Raw genomic sequence first — 13,726 nt, forward strand, 5'->3', positions numbered from 1 at the left:
GTCAGCCCACGATCACCACATGCAGGTTCCGCGGCCCGTGGACGCCCTCGACCCGCTCGAGCTCGATGTCCGAGGTCGCCGAGGGCCCGCTGATCATCGTGGTGGGCCGCTCCGGCACCAGTCGCGCCATGGCCTCGGGCACGCCCACCTCGATGCTGTCGACGGTCACGACACACACGTGCAGGTCCGGCACCAGAGTCAACGCGCGGCGGCCCTGATCGGGGCTGCCGTCGAGGAAGATGGTGCCGGTCTCCGCGCACGACACCGCCGACGCCGTGACGACACCGTCCAGGGCCCCCAGCTCGGGCGCGGGCACCGACGGCGAATCCACGACCACCGCACCGTCGAACCGCGCCAGCCACGAATCATCCAGTCCGGCAGGCACACCGACATACCTCACACCGGCCTCACTCAAGACGCGGGCGAGCACGTCGGGCAACTCCGCGACCGAGCTGCGATGCACCACGGCCTTGTAGTCCACCAGCCGATCGACCAGCAACTCCACACGCTCGGCGTCGGGCATCGTGCGACCGGTCCGATAGGCCCGAGGAATCTCGACCTCGGTCGGCGGCGCCAGCGTCAGCGCGTCGCGGATGCGTCCCATGATCACGTCACGCGAGCTCATCGCTGACCGTCCTTCCGTGCGTCGGCGATGGCCGCGCGGCCCTCTGCGGAATCCCACCACTGCCGTAACGTCTGCTTCGGCGGCGCCGGGATGTCCCGGGCATCGGTCCATCCACTCAACGGCGGTGGCAGCGTCGAGATCTTGCCCTTCTTCCCCGCCACGACACGTCCGAGTCCGGCGGCCTTCTGCGCCAACGTGAATCGCTTGGCCGACGACATCACCACCGACGCCGCCTTCATCGCGGCGGCCTCTGCGCCGAAGCCGGACTTCTCCACCTTCTGGTGCCGCAGCTCGACGAGCAGCGACGGGATGTCGATCTTCACGGGGCACGCGTCGAAGCACGCACCGCACAGGCTGGACGCGAACGGCAGCGTCGAGTTCGGGTCGTCCTTGCCGTCCATGCCCGCGAGCTGCGGGGTGAGCACCGCACCGATCGGACCCGGATAGGTCGAGCCGTAGGCGTGGCCTCCGGTCCGCTCGTACACCGGGCACACGTTGAGGCACGCCGAGCAGCGGATGCAGTTGAGCGCCTGCCGACCGATGCTGTCGGCGAGCGCGGCGGTGCGGCCGTTGTCGAGGAGCACCAGGTGGAAGTTCTGCGGGCCGTCGTCGGGGGTGACACCGGTCCACATCGACGTGTACGGATTCATCCGCTCACCGGTGGACGAGCGCGGCAACAGCTGCAGGAACACCTCGAGATCCCGGTATGTGGGGATCACTTTCTCGATGCCCATCACCGTGATCAGCGTCTGCGGCAGCGTCAGGCACATCCGACCGTTGCCCTCGGACTCGACGACGCCGAGCGTCCCGGTCTCCGCGATGCCGAAGTTGGCGCCGGAGATCGCGACGGGCACGGTCATGAACTTGTGCCGTAGGAACTTCCGCGCGGCGGCCGCGAGGTGCTTGGGCTGGTCGTCGAGTGCGGGATCGACGCCGTCCATCTCGCGCAGGAAGATCTCCCGGATCTCCGAGCGGTTGCGGTGGATCGCCGGCACCAGGATGTGCGACGGCTTGTCGTGGCCGAGCTGGACGATGAGCTCCGCCAGGTCGGTCTCGTACGCGTGGATGCCGTTGGCCTCGAGGTGCTCGTTGAGCTCGATCTCCTGCGTGGCCATCGACTTGACCTTGATGACCTCGTCGGACCCGGTCTCGCGCACGAGTCGGGTGACGATCTCGTTGGCCTCGTTCGCATCCGCGGCCCAGTGCACGACGCCGCCGCGCGCGACGACCGCCGCCTCGAGCTGTTCGAGCAGTTCCGGCAGCCGGTTCATCACGTCGGTCTTGATCGCGGATCCGGCGTCGCGCAGCTCTTCCCAGTCCGGCAGCTCCCCGGTGACGGCGAGGCGCTTGGCCCGAATCGTGTGGGTGGCCTTGCCGATGTTGCTGCGCAGCTGCGTGTTCGCGAGTTCGTGGTGCGCGGCCGCCGGGAACTTCTCGGTGCCGCGCAGGAAGCCGACGCCCCTGGGTGCGCGCGGCGGGAAGGCCGGCAGACCGAGTGCGATGCCGCTCATGCGCTCACCTCCACGTTCGACTCGACCGACGCGAGGATCTCGGCGAGATGCACCGTCCGGGTGCCCATCTGCAACCGCGACATCCCGCCGCCGATGTGCATGAGACAGGATGAGTCGCTGGCGCAACAGTATTCGGCGCCGGTGTCGCCGATGTTGCGGATCTTGTCCGCCAGCATTGCCGTCGACGTCTCGGCGTTCTTGATCGCGAACGTGCCACCGAAGCCGCAGCACGAGTCGGCCTCGGGCAGCTCGACGAGGTCGATCTCGCGGACCGCGCGCAGCAGCTGCAGCGGCTTGTCGCCCACACCGAGCATCCGCAGCGAGTGGCAGGTGGGGTGGTAGGTGACGCGGTGCGGGTAGTACGCGCCGACGTCGGTGACGCCGAGGACGTCGACGAGCAGCTCCGACAGCTCGTACGTCTTCGCCTTCACGGTCTCGACCTGTCCGCACAGCGCGGCGCTGCCGTAGCGGGAGGCGACGATCTCGTGCTGGTGCCGCACCGACCCGACGCACGACCCCGACGGCGCGACGACCGCGTCGATCGAGGTGTCGCCGAAGTTGTCGGCGTAGTTCGCGACCAGCGGGAGCGCGTCGGGCTGGTAGCCGGTGTTGACGTGCATCTGGCCGCAGCACGTCTGCCCGGGCGGGAACACGACCTCGTGCCCCAGCCGGGTCAACAGCAGCGCGGTGGACTTGGCGGCATTCGGGAACATCGTGTCCCCCATGCACGTCGCGAACAGCGCGATTCGCATGCGATTCTCCAGGCGATCGTCGGTGTGGTCTGACCACAGTAACGCATGGTCAGGGCCGTTATGCAAGCTAAGAAAAATATCTGCACCAAGTTTCGTGCAGGCCTCGAATGTGATCGCGGTCATGGTGTACGGTCCTGTGGTCTGACCACACAGCGGTCATATCCGGCCTGCCCCCGAACGCCGTCATCCCCGCGGCGCAATCCAGGAGTTTCATGTGGAAACCGAGATCCTCGCGGTGACCTTCACCCCCGCGACCGACGCCGTCGGCGGCAGCCTCACCGCCTCGGCGCTGGTCGGCCTCGTCCCGCTGGCCACGTTCTTCGTGCTGCTGGCGGGCTTCAAGCTCAAGGCCTGGTACGCCGGCCTGGGCGCCCTCGCCGCCGCGGCCCTGGTCGCGATCATCGGCTTCGACATGCCCGCTTCCCTCACCGGACTGTCCGCGCTGCAGGGCATCGCGTTCGGACTGTTCCCGGTGATGTGGATCGTTGTCACCGCGATCTGGTTCTACGAACTGACCGTCGTCAGCGGACGCTTCGAGGACCTGCGCCGGGTGTTCAACTCGATCGGCCGCGGCGACATGCGCGTGCAGGCCATGCTGATCGCCTTCTGCTTCGGCGGCATGCTGGAGGCCCTCGCCGGTTTCGGCGCGCCCGTCGCGATCACCGGCGCCATGCTGATCGCACTCGGCATGCCCGCGATCCGCGCCGCGGTAACCGTCCTGGTCGCCAACACCGCCCCGGTCGCCTTCGGCGCCATGGCGATTCCGATCACCACCGCGGGCAATCTCACCGACATCCCCCCGACGGAGATCGCGGCCGTCGTCGGACGCCAGACCCCGATCCTGGCCCTGTTCGTGCCGCTGCTGCTGCTGTTTCTGGTCGACGGCCGCCGCGGCATGAAGCAGGTCTGGCCGATCGCCCTCGTCACCGGCGCCGTCTTCGCGCTCGCGCAGTTCTGGTGCTCGGCGCACTTCTCGTACGAACTGACCGACGTCGTCGCCGCGCTCGCCGGCCTGGCCGCCGCGGTGATCATGCTGCGCTTCTGGGCACCGAAGACCCCCGACGACCAGCGCTCGCACGTCGAGGCCGAGCGCCTCGGTCCGTCGCGCGTGTTCATGGCACTGTTCCCCTATCTCCTCGTGGTCGTCGTCTTCGGCATCGCCAAGCTGTGGACGCTCGGCGTCGACATCCCGAAGTGGCTGTCCGGCACCGACCACAAGGTGGAGTGGCCCGGCCTGTACGGCAACCTGCTGACCGGCAGCGGCGACCCCGCGTCGAGCGCGGTCTACACCTTCTCGTGGCTGTCCAACCCCGGCAGCCTGCTGCTGATCTGCGGCGTCATCGTCACGATCGTCTACGCGCTGTGGACGGACAACGGACGCTTCCCCCTCACGCCGCGGATGTCGGCGGTGACCCTCGGCGTGACGCTGGTGAAGATGCGACTCGCGATCGCGACCGTCGCGACCGTCCTCGGCCTGAGTTACGTGATGAACCAGTCCGGCCAGACCGTCGCGATCGGCACGTGGCTCGCCGCGACCGGCGCCGCCTTCGCCTTCTTCTCCCCGATCCTCGGCTGGATCGGTACCGCGGTCACCGGGTCCGACACGTCGGCGAACGCCCTGTTCGCGAAGCTGCAGCAGACCGCCGGACAGACAGCCGGCATCGACCCGACCCTGCTGGTGGCCGCCAACACCTCCGGCGGCGTCGTGGGCAAGCTGGTGAGCCCGCAGAACCTCACCATTGCGGCAACCGCTGTGGGGCAGGCGGGCAGCGAGCCGATCCTGCTGCGGAAGGTCATCGGGTACAGCCTCGGCATGCTGGTGATCCTGTGCACGCTGGTCTACCTGCAGTCCACGCCGGTTCTCAGCTGGATGCTGCCGTGACCGCGCACGATCGACACCGCCTAGGCTGACGTGTCATGTCGTCCGAACCCACTCCCGCCGACCTCGTGATCACCGCGCACCCGCGCGCGTGGGAGCACGTGCTCAGCAAGGTCGAGGAGATGATGGTCTCGGGCGAGCTCTCCCCCGGTCAGCGCCTCCCGGGCGAACGGACCCTCGCCGCCGATCTCGGCGTCGGCAGGTCGTCCGTCCGGGAGGCGCTGCGCGTCATGGAGGCCCTCGGGCTCCTCAAGGCGCAGACCGGATCCGGGCCCAACGCGGGCGCCATGATCGTCTCCCGCCCCACCGGCGGCATGACGATGCTGATGCGCATGCAGGTCGCGGCGCACGGGTTCCCGGTCTCCGACGTCGTGCAGACCCGCCTCGTGCTCGAGTCGGAGGTGATGCGGACGCTCGCCGACCAGCCGACGGTCGACCTGTCCACCGCCGTCGAACTGCTCGACTCGATGGACGAACCGTCCCTGACCTCCGACGAGTTCCTCGTGCTCGACGCCCAGTTCCACGTCGCGATGGCCGACGCCGCCGGCAACCAGGTGATCGCCGCGATGATGGCCGGGCTGCGCGCCTCGATCGAGTCGTACGTGGTGGGCGGCGTGGACCGCATCGCCTGGCCCAGCACGTGCACGCGGCTGCGGCACGAGCACCGCGGCCTGGTCGACGCCGTCACGAACGGCGACGCCGCCCTCGCGCAGCAGCGGATCGTCGACCACATCCGCGGCTACTACGAGGGCGTCCGCAGCGACGCGTGAGCGCCGCTCACCCCACGGCGCGCCGCATCAGGTTCGCGACGTGGGATTCGAACGCGACGAGCGTGACCACATCGACCGCGGTCCGCGCCGTCCGGATCGCCGAGACTGCTTGCTTCACAGCATCTTCCGTCGGCCAACCGAACGCACCCGCCGAGATCAGCGGGAACGCCACGGTCGTCGCACCGAGTCCGTCCGCGACCGCGAGACTGCGGGTGTAGCAGGAGCGCAGCACGGCGGAGCGGTCCTCGTGTCGGGAGAAGCGCGGGCCGACGGTGTGGATCACCCACGACGCGTGCAGGTTTCCGGCAGTCGTCGCGACCGCCGCCCCCTCCGCGAGGCCGTCGGGCAGCGTCGTCGACCGCAGTGTCCGGCATTCGTCGAGGATCGCCGGACCGCCGCGGCGGTGGATGGCGCCGTCCACCCCGCCGCCACCGAGCAGCGTGGAGTTGGCGGCGTTGACGATCGCGTCGACGCGGAAGGTGGTGATGTCGCCCTCGGCAACGTCGATGATGGTCATGCGGATTCTCCGTTCACGGTGTTGGTCACGGCCGTTCGTGACGCGATGTCGAGGCCGATCCGGACGAGGTCCTCGCCGCGGTAACCCGGCCAGCCGTGCAGCATCCCGCGCCAGCGTTCCGGCACCGCGGACGCGCCCCACCGGGCGCCCAGCAGCCCGCCCGCGATCGCGGCGGTGGTGTCGGTGTCGTGGCCGGCGCGGACCGCACGCTCGAGCGCCGCGGGCAACTGCTCGGGCCCGGACTCCGGGGTACCAGTGATTGCCCACCATGCCGTGAGCAGCGCGTCGACCACCCAGCCGTTGTTCGGGAACTCGGCGGGCGTGCCGCGTTCGGCGACGTCGAGCAGCGGGGACCAGTACTCGCGGGTGCCTTGCTCGGCCACCTCGAGATAGCCGCGGACGCCGTCGAACGTGCCGTGCAGCACCGCGTGCCGGATGGCGTAGGTCCACATCTCGCACGCCTCGACGGCCCGCTGGTCGTCGTGGGTGAGTACTCCGATCGCCCGTGCCGTACCGAGACAGCGCGCCTCGTCGTCGAGGAACGCCAGGGCCACCGGCGCCGTGCGCATGAGCGAGCCGTTGCCGCCCTTGCGGCCCGGCACCGCCGACGCTCGGGCCCGCATCGCGGCGGCGCTCTCCGGCCGCGCGGACAGCACCGCGCGCGTCTGATTCCCGATGTCCGCGGGATCCGCGTCGTACCACCGAACGAACTGGGCGGCCACGGCATCCAGGCCCGGTTCGGTCGAGATATCGAGGCCGGTGGCGGCCACCTCGGCGACGGCGAGGGCCATCGACGTGTCGTCGGTCCACTCCCCCGGTGCGAAGGGCCCGATTCCACCACCGATCATGTCGATGACGGTATCCGGACGCGGCGTGGTGAATTCGTATCCCGCGCCGAGCGCGTCACCGGCCGCGGTGGCCAGCAGCACACCCGCGACCCGGTCGGCGCGAACCTCGTTCAGTTCCACAGGAACCCCCTTTAGATCAATTCTGCGCTAAAGATTAGCTCATCTGTGCGCTAATCTGCAAGCGTGAATCAGAAGCCCCTCACCGACTACCCCCGTCCGTCGGTCGCCGTGGACGTCGCGGTCCTCACCGTCGACGACCGCGGGCTCGGCGTCGTGGTGGTCGACGGCCCGCGCGGGCTCGCGCTTCCGGGCACGTTCCTGCATCCGGGCGAACGCCTGTCCGACGCCGCCGAGCGGGCACTGAATACGAAGGCCGGGCTCACCGGAACCGACTTCCACCAACTCGCGATGTTCGACGCACCCGACCGCGACGACCGCGGGTGGGTGCTGTCGATGGCGCACGGGGCGGCGCTTCCGAGCGACCGGCTCCCCCACGACGTCCGGCTCGTTCACATCGAGGACCGGACGGCCGACGAGCCGCTGGCCTTCGACCACGCCGCGATGGTGTCCCGCGCGGTCGACGACCTGCGGGCCCGCTACGCCCGGCACGTCGATCCGTCGGGGCTGCTGCCCGACGAGTTCACCGTGCTCGAACTCCGCCGGCTGTACGAGGCGGTCTACGGCCGTTCGCTTCCGAAGGACACGTTCCGACGGCTCGTCGTCGACGCGCTGGAGACCACCGGTCGAACCCGGAGCGGAGGCGCCGGACGGCCCGCCGAGGTCTTCCGGCGCACCGGCGCCGAACTTCCCGCCGGTGCCGCGGCGCTGCTCGCGGGCTGAGCAACCACACGCCGGAGTTGCCGTCCCCGATCCTGTCGGGGGTCCGCGCTACCTTGATCACGACATCACGCGGACGCCCGATTCCGGCCCCGCAGTGAGGCTCCATCCGGAATGACAGGGGGCACATGTTCGATTCCGAAACCTTCGACGCAGCAATCGACCGGTCCTGGAACCTCTTCCAGCGCCGGCTCGCCGACCACCTCGCCGCGATGCGCAACGACGACGTCCTCGTCCTCGAGTGGGCCGAGGAATCCACGGTGGAGGGTTTCGCCCCGTGGGTGCAGTTCCTCGTCTGGGACGACGTCATGCTGCGCGGGGAGGTGTCGTCCAACGGCTACCTCGCACCGCGCCACCAGCTGGCACCCGCGGCCGAGAACATCCTGCGCAATCTGGGCTGGTCCGCACCGACCCACGGGCCCGACGAGGATCCCGACGAGGGGTCGTCGGCGTTCTTCACCGACCGTGAGCAGCGGTGGGCCGACCAATGCGCCGCCCTGACGGTGACGACGCTGCGCGAGGTGTGGAGCGTGCCGCATCCAAGTTTCCTGCGGCCGGAGATCGTCGGCACGCTCGCCGGGACCGATCTTCTGGAGACAGCGACCGACGAGCCCGGGCACCCACCCGTGGACGACACTGTTGCGATCGTGCCCGACGATCCGCAACAACTACGCGACCTGATCGCGCGGGCCGTCGAACTGGCGCTCGGGTTCACACCCCGACTCGACCAGGACGGCGACGTCGTCCTCACACTCGACGACCATCCGGTGTTCGTGATCGCGCATCCCGAGCAGCCACTGGTGCGGGCGTGGATGCCGTTGCTGCACTCGATCACCGGCCGGACCCGCGCCGCGGAAATGATCTGCGACCTCACCCGGCGCTGGCCCGCGATCCGGTTCACGCTCGACGAGGACCGGTTGAACGCGTCGGTCGACGTGTCCGCCAATCCATTCGTGCCGCGCCATCTCGCGGATGCCCTCGACCAACTGAGTCGCTTCGCGACCTCCGTCGACGCCGCCTTCGCCGCCCGGTTCGGCGGCGCCCGCATCGTCGACGATCCGCCGGACGACGAGTTCGACGACGACGCGCCTAACTCGTTCGGCCCGTCCGACCACGAACCGAAAGGTGCCGAATGACGGACCTTCTCGCGGTCGCCGAGGGTCCCATCCGCCGCTGACGGACCCGGCAACCTCGGCAAACTCGGTCCCGGCTGCTCCGGATCGGAGCACAATCAGGTTCCGTGGATACTTCGGCGCCGACGGAAGGGGCAGCCATGTCCGAGCGCTCGCCCGACGACCACACACCCGGCGACTCGTTTGCCGGCGACACGGTGGTCGAACAGGCCGTGGCAAAGGGAACGGCGCTCGGAGGCGCGGTCCTGCTCGTCACGGTCGGCCTGCTCGAGGCGTTCCAGGGGCTGTCCGCGGTCGCCGGGGACAAGGTTCTGGACCTCGACGCCGACTACCGATTCCAGTTGGGCGAGACCGGATGGGGATGGGTCCACGTCGTGCTCGGCGTGTTCGTCGCGGCCGCCGGCGCCGCACTGTTCACCGGCAGGACCTGGGCGCGGGTGTCCGCAATGGTGATCTGCGGACTGTCGATTCTCGTCAACTTCCTGTGGTTGCCGAACTACCCGATGTGGGCGATCTCGATCATCGCGCTGAACGCCGTGGTGATATGGGCGGTGGCCACCTGGAATCCCGAGGAGACTTCCCAACCATGACGCACGACACCGCCGGTGGCCCGCTCGACAACGACGAGCGGGCGGAACTGCAACGCCTCCGCGGCGAGGTATCGACGCTGCGCGCCCAGGTCGCCGAACCGGGTTCCGCCGCTGTGGCACCCGCTCGCCCGCCGCGGCACACCCTGCGCTGGATCGGTGTGACCGTACTGCTCGTACTCGTCGCCGTGCTGGCGATCGTGTCGGTGACGTCCCGCTTCGTGCGCAGCCAGATCCTCGACACCGACCGGTACATCACCACCGTCGCGCCACTCGGCGAAGATCCGGCGGTCCAGGCCGAGGTCACCAACCAGATCACCGACGAGATCTTCGCCCGTGTCGATATCGAATCGCTTACGGCGGAGGCGCTCACCGCGATCTCGCAGGGCGCGAACCTCGCCGAGAACGCGCCTCGCGTGAGCCAACTCGTGGTGGGGCTCTCGCCCGTCCTCGCGAGTCAGGCGAAGGGCTTCGTCGAGGACACGGTTGCGACGTTCGTCCAGTCGCAACAGTTCGAGGATCTGTGGATCCAGGCGAACCGCCGTGCCCACAGCGCACTGGTGTCGGTGGTCACCGGCAACTACGGGATCAGTTCCGTGGAGGTCGATCAGAGCGGCACCGTGAGCATCTCGCTGGCAACGATCATCGACAACGTGAAGACCGCATTGACCGACCGCGGTTTCACGATCGCCCAGAACATCCCGTCGGTCGACAAACAGTTCGTACTGTTCAAGTCCCCGAATCTGGTGAAGGCCCAGCGCGCGGTCAACGCGCTCGACAAGGCGTCCGCGATACTCCCGTGGCTGGGCATTGCGTGCATCGCCGGGGCGGTCGCGCTCGCACCGAGCGGACGGCGCCTGCGCACGCTGTCCCTCGCCGGACTGTCGGTGGCGCTGGGCATGCTCGTCCTCGCACTCGCGGTACTGGTGGCCCGGGCGATCTACCTCGACGACATCCCGGCCGACGTCCTGTCGCCCGATGCCGCGGCAGCCGTGGTCGACACCGTGCTGGTGCCGCTGCGTACGAGCCTGCGCGCCGTCGCGGTCGTGGCCCTGGTGGTTGCGATCGGCGCGTACCTCGTCGGCGGATCCTCGTCGGCCATGGCAGTGCGCCGAGGTTTCGGCCGTGCCGTCACCGTGGTCAACCGCCCCGTCCACGGCCACACCCCGAACAGCGTCGAGCGATGGGCGCACCAGCTCCGGGTCCCGCTGCGCTGCACGATCATCGGTATCGCCGCACTGCTCCTGGTCTTCTGGCGCTACCCCACCGGCCTGGTCGTGTTCTGGATCGTCCTCGGCGCGGTGCTCGCGCTCCTGGTGCTCGAGATCCTGGCACGACCGACCCGTGGCGGGGTCGACAGCGACGACACCGAGAAGACGACGGAGTCCGACGAGGCCTCCTCGACAACCTGATTCACTGCTCGACGGCCGCTCGCCGCGCACGCAACCGTCGGCGGCCGGTGACGACGGTGGTGAGCAGCCCCGCCCCGACGACGAGCTGGCCGACGAGCAGCGACGAGGGCAGTGCGATCAGTTCCCACCCGGTCGTGCCGAACCCGAATGCCCACACGACGATCCACACGCCAAGACCCACAGTCACGAACTGTCCGAGCGTCATCAACAGGGCACCGACGCCGGCCTGCCGGCGCCTGCGCACCAGAAGGACGATGCCGGCCACTGCCCCGGCCAGTGCGGCGATCAACCCGATCGGCGTCGGAATCACCACCATCAACCCGATGAGCGGACCAGGTTCGACCATCCCCGAGCTCACCAGCTGCGGCGCCACGAAGAGCCAAACCGATACCCCACACAAGACGGACACGACCGACGCCGACGCGAGAGTCCTCATCGCGGCAACCTAACCCACCGGCACACCACCGCCGATCGGACGCGCCCGACCCGGACATTACGGTCGTCAGCGGTCGCGGTTCTCCCCGTTCGCCCATGTGTCGATCCAGTCGACGGCCTCGTCGGTCAGCTCCGACTGCCCGTCGACCGACTCTCCGGACGACCAGCCGGGTTCCAGCACACCGTCGTTCACGGCCTCGATCTCGGCTCTCACCCGCGGATCCAACGGCTCGCCGTTGTGCTCGACCAGCCAGTCCTGCACCTCACCGCTGAGCTTCGGCCACCAGTCCGCAATGTTCATCCTTCGATCATCGCGGCCGGAGCCGATTCGGCGCATCGGGGAACACCCTGATTCAGCAGATCTACGAGTCTCCACGTGAGAGCTTCCAACCGAACCGGATCGCGACGAGCGCCGACAGCCAGCCGAGCACAGCACCCGCGACGGGATACACGAGCGCCAGCAGCAGCGACGTCGGCCGGATCGCCACCGAGACACCGCCGTACGAGTCGTCGCCGACGTAGGTAGCTCAGCCCACCGGCTTCGGTGTTTGGGCAATCTCTTTCGTGAGATGCACAAGCTCGTATCCACCGGGTGTCGGCGTTCGGTGGGTTTCCCGGTAGCCGAACCGGTTGTACAGCCGCAGGTTCCCGGCGCTGCGCTCGCCCGTGAACAGCCGTAGCGACCTGACCTGTGCTGGAAGCCGGTCCTCTGCCACTCGGAGCAGTCGCGACCCCCGCCCACGCCCCTGCAGGTCCGGGGCCACCACCAACCGGCCGAGTTCAGCGGTGCACTCATCCTCAGGTCCGACGCACACACGAACAGCCGCAACGAGGCGGCCTCCCGCATCACGCAGCCCCGTAGCGGCCACAGTCGGCTGAGACAATTCGTCGACGAGTTCGTCCAACGACTGGGTCAACGGAGGAAGGCGCAGATCGTCATGAGCCTGCGCCTCGCTCACGTAGGCCGCACGCTGCAGCGTCAATAACTCACCAGCGTCGTCCACCGTCAGCGCCACAACAGATTCCATGCCCATGCACTATTCCAGGCGGAACGGGCCGAACCCGGCAGGACGACTCAGCTGAGCGCCCGCTGCTTCCGTTCCTGGAACTCGGCGTCGTCGATGAGTCCGGCGTCCAGCATCTGCTTCGCCTCATGAATCTGGTGGGCCCGGGATCCCCGCGTGATCCGCTCGACGTACTGCTGCTCGGCGTGTTCGACCCGCTCGAAGTCGTGCCGCGCCCGGTGCGCCATCTCGTCGCCCTTCAAGATCACGTAGACCAGGGTCGACGCGAACGGGACGAAGATCAGGAAGAGGATCCACAACGCCTTCGCGACACCCGACGTCTTGTGGTCGCGGAACAGATCGGCGAACACCGCGAACAGCACGATGAGGTACGCGCCGAAGATGAAGCAGGCGAGGATCACCGCGACGACGCTCCAGAAGCTGTCCATACCTCGACTCCTCCTCGGTGCCGGTTACGACGCCAGAATTCTGGCCTTCTCCGCGGCGAACTCCTCCTCGGTGAGGACGCCCTGCGCCTTGAGTTCGCCGAGCTGTTTGAGCGCGCTGATCCGGTCGACGCCTCCGGCAGGCGCCGGCGGCGGAGGTGGGGGTGGTGGAGGGGCCGCCTCGTACCGTGGCGCGGGCTCGTACTGGGGCTCGGGTTGCTGCGCGGCCCACCGCTGGCCCTGCCTGCGCGACACCCGGTTGGAGACCGCGGTGGCGGTGCCTGCGACCACGGCGGTGCGGGCCACCCCTCGGAGAAGTCCCGGCATGATTGCTCCTCGATTGTCAGCTGGAAGCGTCGAGCGCATCGAGCGCCGACAGAACGCCCTGCACCGGAATGCGGCCGGACGCCACGAGTTGCGCGCCCTGACGCCGCAGCGCCGTCGCGAAGGGTGCCGCCCACAGGTTCTCGTAGACCAGAATTGCCCCGGATCGGCCGGGTTCGAGCGCAACAGCGGCCTCGTCCAGGTCGGAGCGGTCGAGCAACCCCGACGACGCCTCCGCGAACAGCGTGATGTCGATCTCGCCCCCGAAGCCGAAGTCCTCGATCGCGAGGCCGACCACCGAGCCGTCGGCGTCCTTGCGGACGAACACCAGATCGAGAACGCGGATGATGCCCCGTTCCACCAGGTCGATCAGGATCGGCAACGCGGAGCCGTCCGGATTACGTCCCTCCGGGAACTCCACCACCGCGTAGTCGATGGGGCCGAGTTCGTCGAATTCCGAACCGTTCAACTGTTTGTCGTCCACCGCACGACCTCGATTCCTCGAACTGAAGAACTTCAGACGGAAGAGCCACGCTGCTGCGCTGTCGGTCGCCATCAGTATCTCACCGACACGCGGCGTCGAAGTGGTGTTCGGCCAAGCCGGTCCAGCGGGAATAGACCGGGCGGGATCCGGCTTTGTACCGAG

Annotated in this window: 18 protein-coding genes; 6 read left to right on the forward strand and 12 right to left on the reverse strand. The window is 68.6% G+C overall.

Translation table 11 applies throughout. From position 1 onward, the window contains the following. Position 1: 1 nt before the first annotated feature. From LCL87_RS21170 to LCL87_RS21180, 3 genes are read right to left on the reverse strand one after another with little or no spacing between them, the layout of a single operon-like run. Positions 2-625, reverse strand: a complete 624-nt coding sequence (locus LCL87_RS21170; RefSeq protein ID WP_225023416.1) for an LUD domain-containing protein — start codon at positions 623-625, stop codon at positions 2-4. Then, positions 622-2,136, reverse strand: a complete 1,515-nt coding sequence (locus tag LCL87_RS21175) for a LutB/LldF family L-lactate oxidation iron-sulfur protein (protein WP_225023417.1) — start codon at positions 2,134-2,136, stop codon at positions 622-624. The genes LCL87_RS21170 and LCL87_RS21175 overlap by 4 nt, the downstream gene beginning before the upstream one ends. Next, positions 2,133-2,888 (reverse strand): (Fe-S)-binding protein, encoded by a 756-nt coding sequence (locus LCL87_RS21180; protein ID WP_225023418.1) that lies wholly within the window; start codon positions 2,886-2,888, stop codon positions 2,133-2,135. Before LCL87_RS21180 ends, LCL87_RS21175 begins: the two co-directional genes overlap by 4 nt. A 214-nt stretch (positions 2,889-3,102) precedes the next feature. On the opposite strand from LCL87_RS21180, the gene LCL87_RS21185 reads away from it, so the two are divergent. After that, positions 3,103-4,770: an L-lactate permease gene (locus LCL87_RS21185; RefSeq protein ID WP_225023419.1), complete on the forward strand. Its 1,668-nt coding sequence runs from the start codon at positions 3,103-3,105 to the stop codon at positions 4,768-4,770. A 35-nt stretch (positions 4,771-4,805) separates the two neighbouring features. Next, entirely contained in the window at positions 4,806-5,537 is a 732-nt protein-coding gene (locus tag LCL87_RS21190) for an FCD domain-containing protein (protein ID WP_225023420.1), read from the forward strand. A gap of 7 nt (positions 5,538-5,544) precedes the next feature. On the opposite strand, the gene LCL87_RS21195 is transcribed toward LCL87_RS21190, so the two are convergent. Both LCL87_RS21195 and LCL87_RS21200 read right to left on the reverse strand, forming a co-directional pair. Then, the gene (locus tag LCL87_RS21195; protein ID WP_225023421.1) at positions 5,545-6,054 is read right to left on the reverse strand and encodes an O-acetyl-ADP-ribose deacetylase; all 510 of its coding nucleotides are present in this window, start codon (positions 6,052-6,054) and stop codon (positions 5,545-5,547) included. Further along, positions 6,051-7,022, reverse strand: a complete 972-nt coding sequence (locus tag LCL87_RS21200) for an ADP-ribosylglycohydrolase family protein (RefSeq protein WP_225023422.1) — start codon at positions 7,020-7,022, stop codon at positions 6,051-6,053. Before LCL87_RS21200 ends, LCL87_RS21195 begins: the two co-directional genes overlap by 4 nt. 63 nt (positions 7,023-7,085) lie before the next feature. Here LCL87_RS21200 and LCL87_RS21205 point away from each other — a divergent pair, with 63 nt between their 5' ends. From LCL87_RS21205 to LCL87_RS21220, 4 genes are all read left to right on the forward strand, one after another. Beyond that, the gene (locus tag LCL87_RS21205) at positions 7,086-7,742 is read left to right on the forward strand and encodes an NUDIX hydrolase (protein WP_225023423.1); all 657 of its coding nucleotides are present in this window, start codon (positions 7,086-7,088) and stop codon (positions 7,740-7,742) included. A gap of 125 nt (positions 7,743-7,867) precedes the next feature. Beyond that, positions 7,868-8,875, forward strand: a complete 1,008-nt coding sequence (locus LCL87_RS21210) for a TY-Chap domain-containing protein (RefSeq protein ID WP_225023424.1) — start codon at positions 7,868-7,870, stop codon at positions 8,873-8,875. Positions 8,876-9,012: 137 nt separating this feature from the next. Further along, positions 9,013-9,462: a DUF7144 family membrane protein gene (locus tag LCL87_RS21215; RefSeq protein ID WP_225023425.1), complete on the forward strand. Its 450-nt coding sequence runs from the start codon at positions 9,013-9,015 to the stop codon at positions 9,460-9,462. Further along, a complete protein-coding gene (locus LCL87_RS21220; protein ID WP_225023426.1) occupies positions 9,459-10,871 on the forward strand; it encodes a hypothetical protein in 1,413 nt (470 codons plus the stop codon). The genes LCL87_RS21215 and LCL87_RS21220 overlap by 4 nt, the downstream gene beginning before the upstream one ends. Before the next feature lies 1 nt (position 10,872). Here the strand turns inward: LCL87_RS21220 and LCL87_RS21225 are convergent, their stop codons facing one another. The 7 genes from LCL87_RS21225 to LCL87_RS21250 all read right to left on the reverse strand — a co-directional run bounded on the left by LCL87_RS21225 (position 10,873) and on the right by LCL87_RS21250 (position 13,549). After that, positions 10,873-11,307, reverse strand: a complete 435-nt coding sequence (locus LCL87_RS21225) for a hypothetical protein (RefSeq protein ID WP_225023427.1) — start codon at positions 11,305-11,307, stop codon at positions 10,873-10,875. 66 nt (positions 11,308-11,373) lie between these two features. Next, positions 11,374-11,607, reverse strand: coding sequence for a hypothetical protein (locus LCL87_RS21230; protein WP_225023428.1), 234 nt, complete (start codon positions 11,605-11,607; stop codon positions 11,374-11,376). 61 nt (positions 11,608-11,668) lie between these two features. Continuing rightward, positions 11,669-11,794: a hypothetical protein gene (locus LCL87_RS25985; protein WP_510850830.1), complete on the reverse strand. Its 126-nt coding sequence runs from the start codon at positions 11,792-11,794 to the stop codon at positions 11,669-11,671. 39 nt (positions 11,795-11,833) lie between these two features. Continuing rightward, the gene (locus tag LCL87_RS21235; RefSeq protein ID WP_225023429.1) at positions 11,834-12,334 is read right to left on the reverse strand and encodes a GNAT family N-acetyltransferase; all 501 of its coding nucleotides are present in this window, start codon (positions 12,332-12,334) and stop codon (positions 11,834-11,836) included. Positions 12,335-12,381: 47 nt separating this feature from the next. Continuing rightward, positions 12,382-12,759 carry an SHOCT domain-containing protein gene (locus LCL87_RS21240; RefSeq protein WP_225023430.1) on the reverse strand — a complete coding sequence of 126 codons (378 nt, stop codon included), beginning with the start codon at positions 12,757-12,759 and terminating at the stop codon, positions 12,382-12,384. Between the two features lie 24 nt (positions 12,760-12,783). Continuing rightward, a complete protein-coding gene (locus tag LCL87_RS21245; RefSeq protein WP_225023431.1) occupies positions 12,784-13,083 on the reverse strand; it encodes an SHOCT domain-containing protein in 300 nt (99 codons plus the stop codon). Between the two features lie 16 nt (positions 13,084-13,099). Continuing rightward, positions 13,100-13,549: a DUF6325 family protein gene (locus LCL87_RS21250; protein ID WP_225023461.1), complete on the reverse strand. Its 450-nt coding sequence runs from the start codon at positions 13,547-13,549 to the stop codon at positions 13,100-13,102. Positions 13,550-13,726 lie beyond the last annotated feature (177 nt).

Origin of the sequence: Prescottella equi (assembly GCF_020171745.1) — a bacterium.
Classification (GTDB): Bacteria; Actinomycetota; Actinomycetes; order Mycobacteriales; family Mycobacteriaceae; genus Prescottella; species Prescottella equi_A.

Coding starts and splice junctions, on each gene's coding strand:
- LCL87_RS21170 (WP_225023416.1), bottom strand. CDS start 625: ATGAGCTCGCGTGACGTGATCATGGGACGCATCCGCGACGCGCTGACG.
- LCL87_RS21175 (WP_225023417.1), bottom strand. CDS start 2,136: ATGAGCGGCATCGCACTCGGTCTGCCGGCCTTCCCGCCGCGCGCACCC.
- LCL87_RS21180 (WP_225023418.1), bottom strand. CDS start 2,888: ATGCGAATCGCGCTGTTCGCGACGTGCATGGGGGACACGATGTTCCCG.
- LCL87_RS21190 (WP_225023420.1), top strand. CDS start 4,806: ATGTCGTCCGAACCCACTCCCGCCGACCTCGTGATCACCGCGCACCCG.
- LCL87_RS21195 (WP_225023421.1), bottom strand. CDS start 6,054: ATGACCATCATCGACGTTGCCGAGGGCGACATCACCACCTTCCGCGTC.
- LCL87_RS21210 (WP_225023424.1), top strand. CDS start 7,868: ATGTTCGATTCCGAAACCTTCGACGCAGCAATCGACCGGTCCTGGAAC.
- LCL87_RS21215 (WP_225023425.1), top strand. CDS start 9,013: ATGTCCGAGCGCTCGCCCGACGACCACACACCCGGCGACTCGTTTGCC.
- LCL87_RS21220 (WP_225023426.1), top strand. CDS start 9,459: ATGACGCACGACACCGCCGGTGGCCCGCTCGACAACGACGAGCGGGCG.
- LCL87_RS21225 (WP_225023427.1), bottom strand. CDS start 11,307: ATGAGGACTCTCGCGTCGGCGTCGGTCGTGTCCGTCTTGTGTGGGGTA.
- LCL87_RS21230 (WP_225023428.1), bottom strand. CDS start 11,607: ATGAACATTGCGGACTGGTGGCCGAAGCTCAGCGGTGAGGTGCAGGAC.
- LCL87_RS21235 (WP_225023429.1), bottom strand. CDS start 12,334: ATGGAATCTGTTGTGGCGCTGACGGTGGACGACGCTGGTGAGTTATTG.
- LCL87_RS21240 (WP_225023430.1), bottom strand. CDS start 12,759: ATGGACAGCTTCTGGAGCGTCGTCGCGGTGATCCTCGCCTGCTTCATC.
- LCL87_RS21245 (WP_225023431.1), bottom strand. CDS start 13,083: ATGCCGGGACTTCTCCGAGGGGTGGCCCGCACCGCCGTGGTCGCAGGC.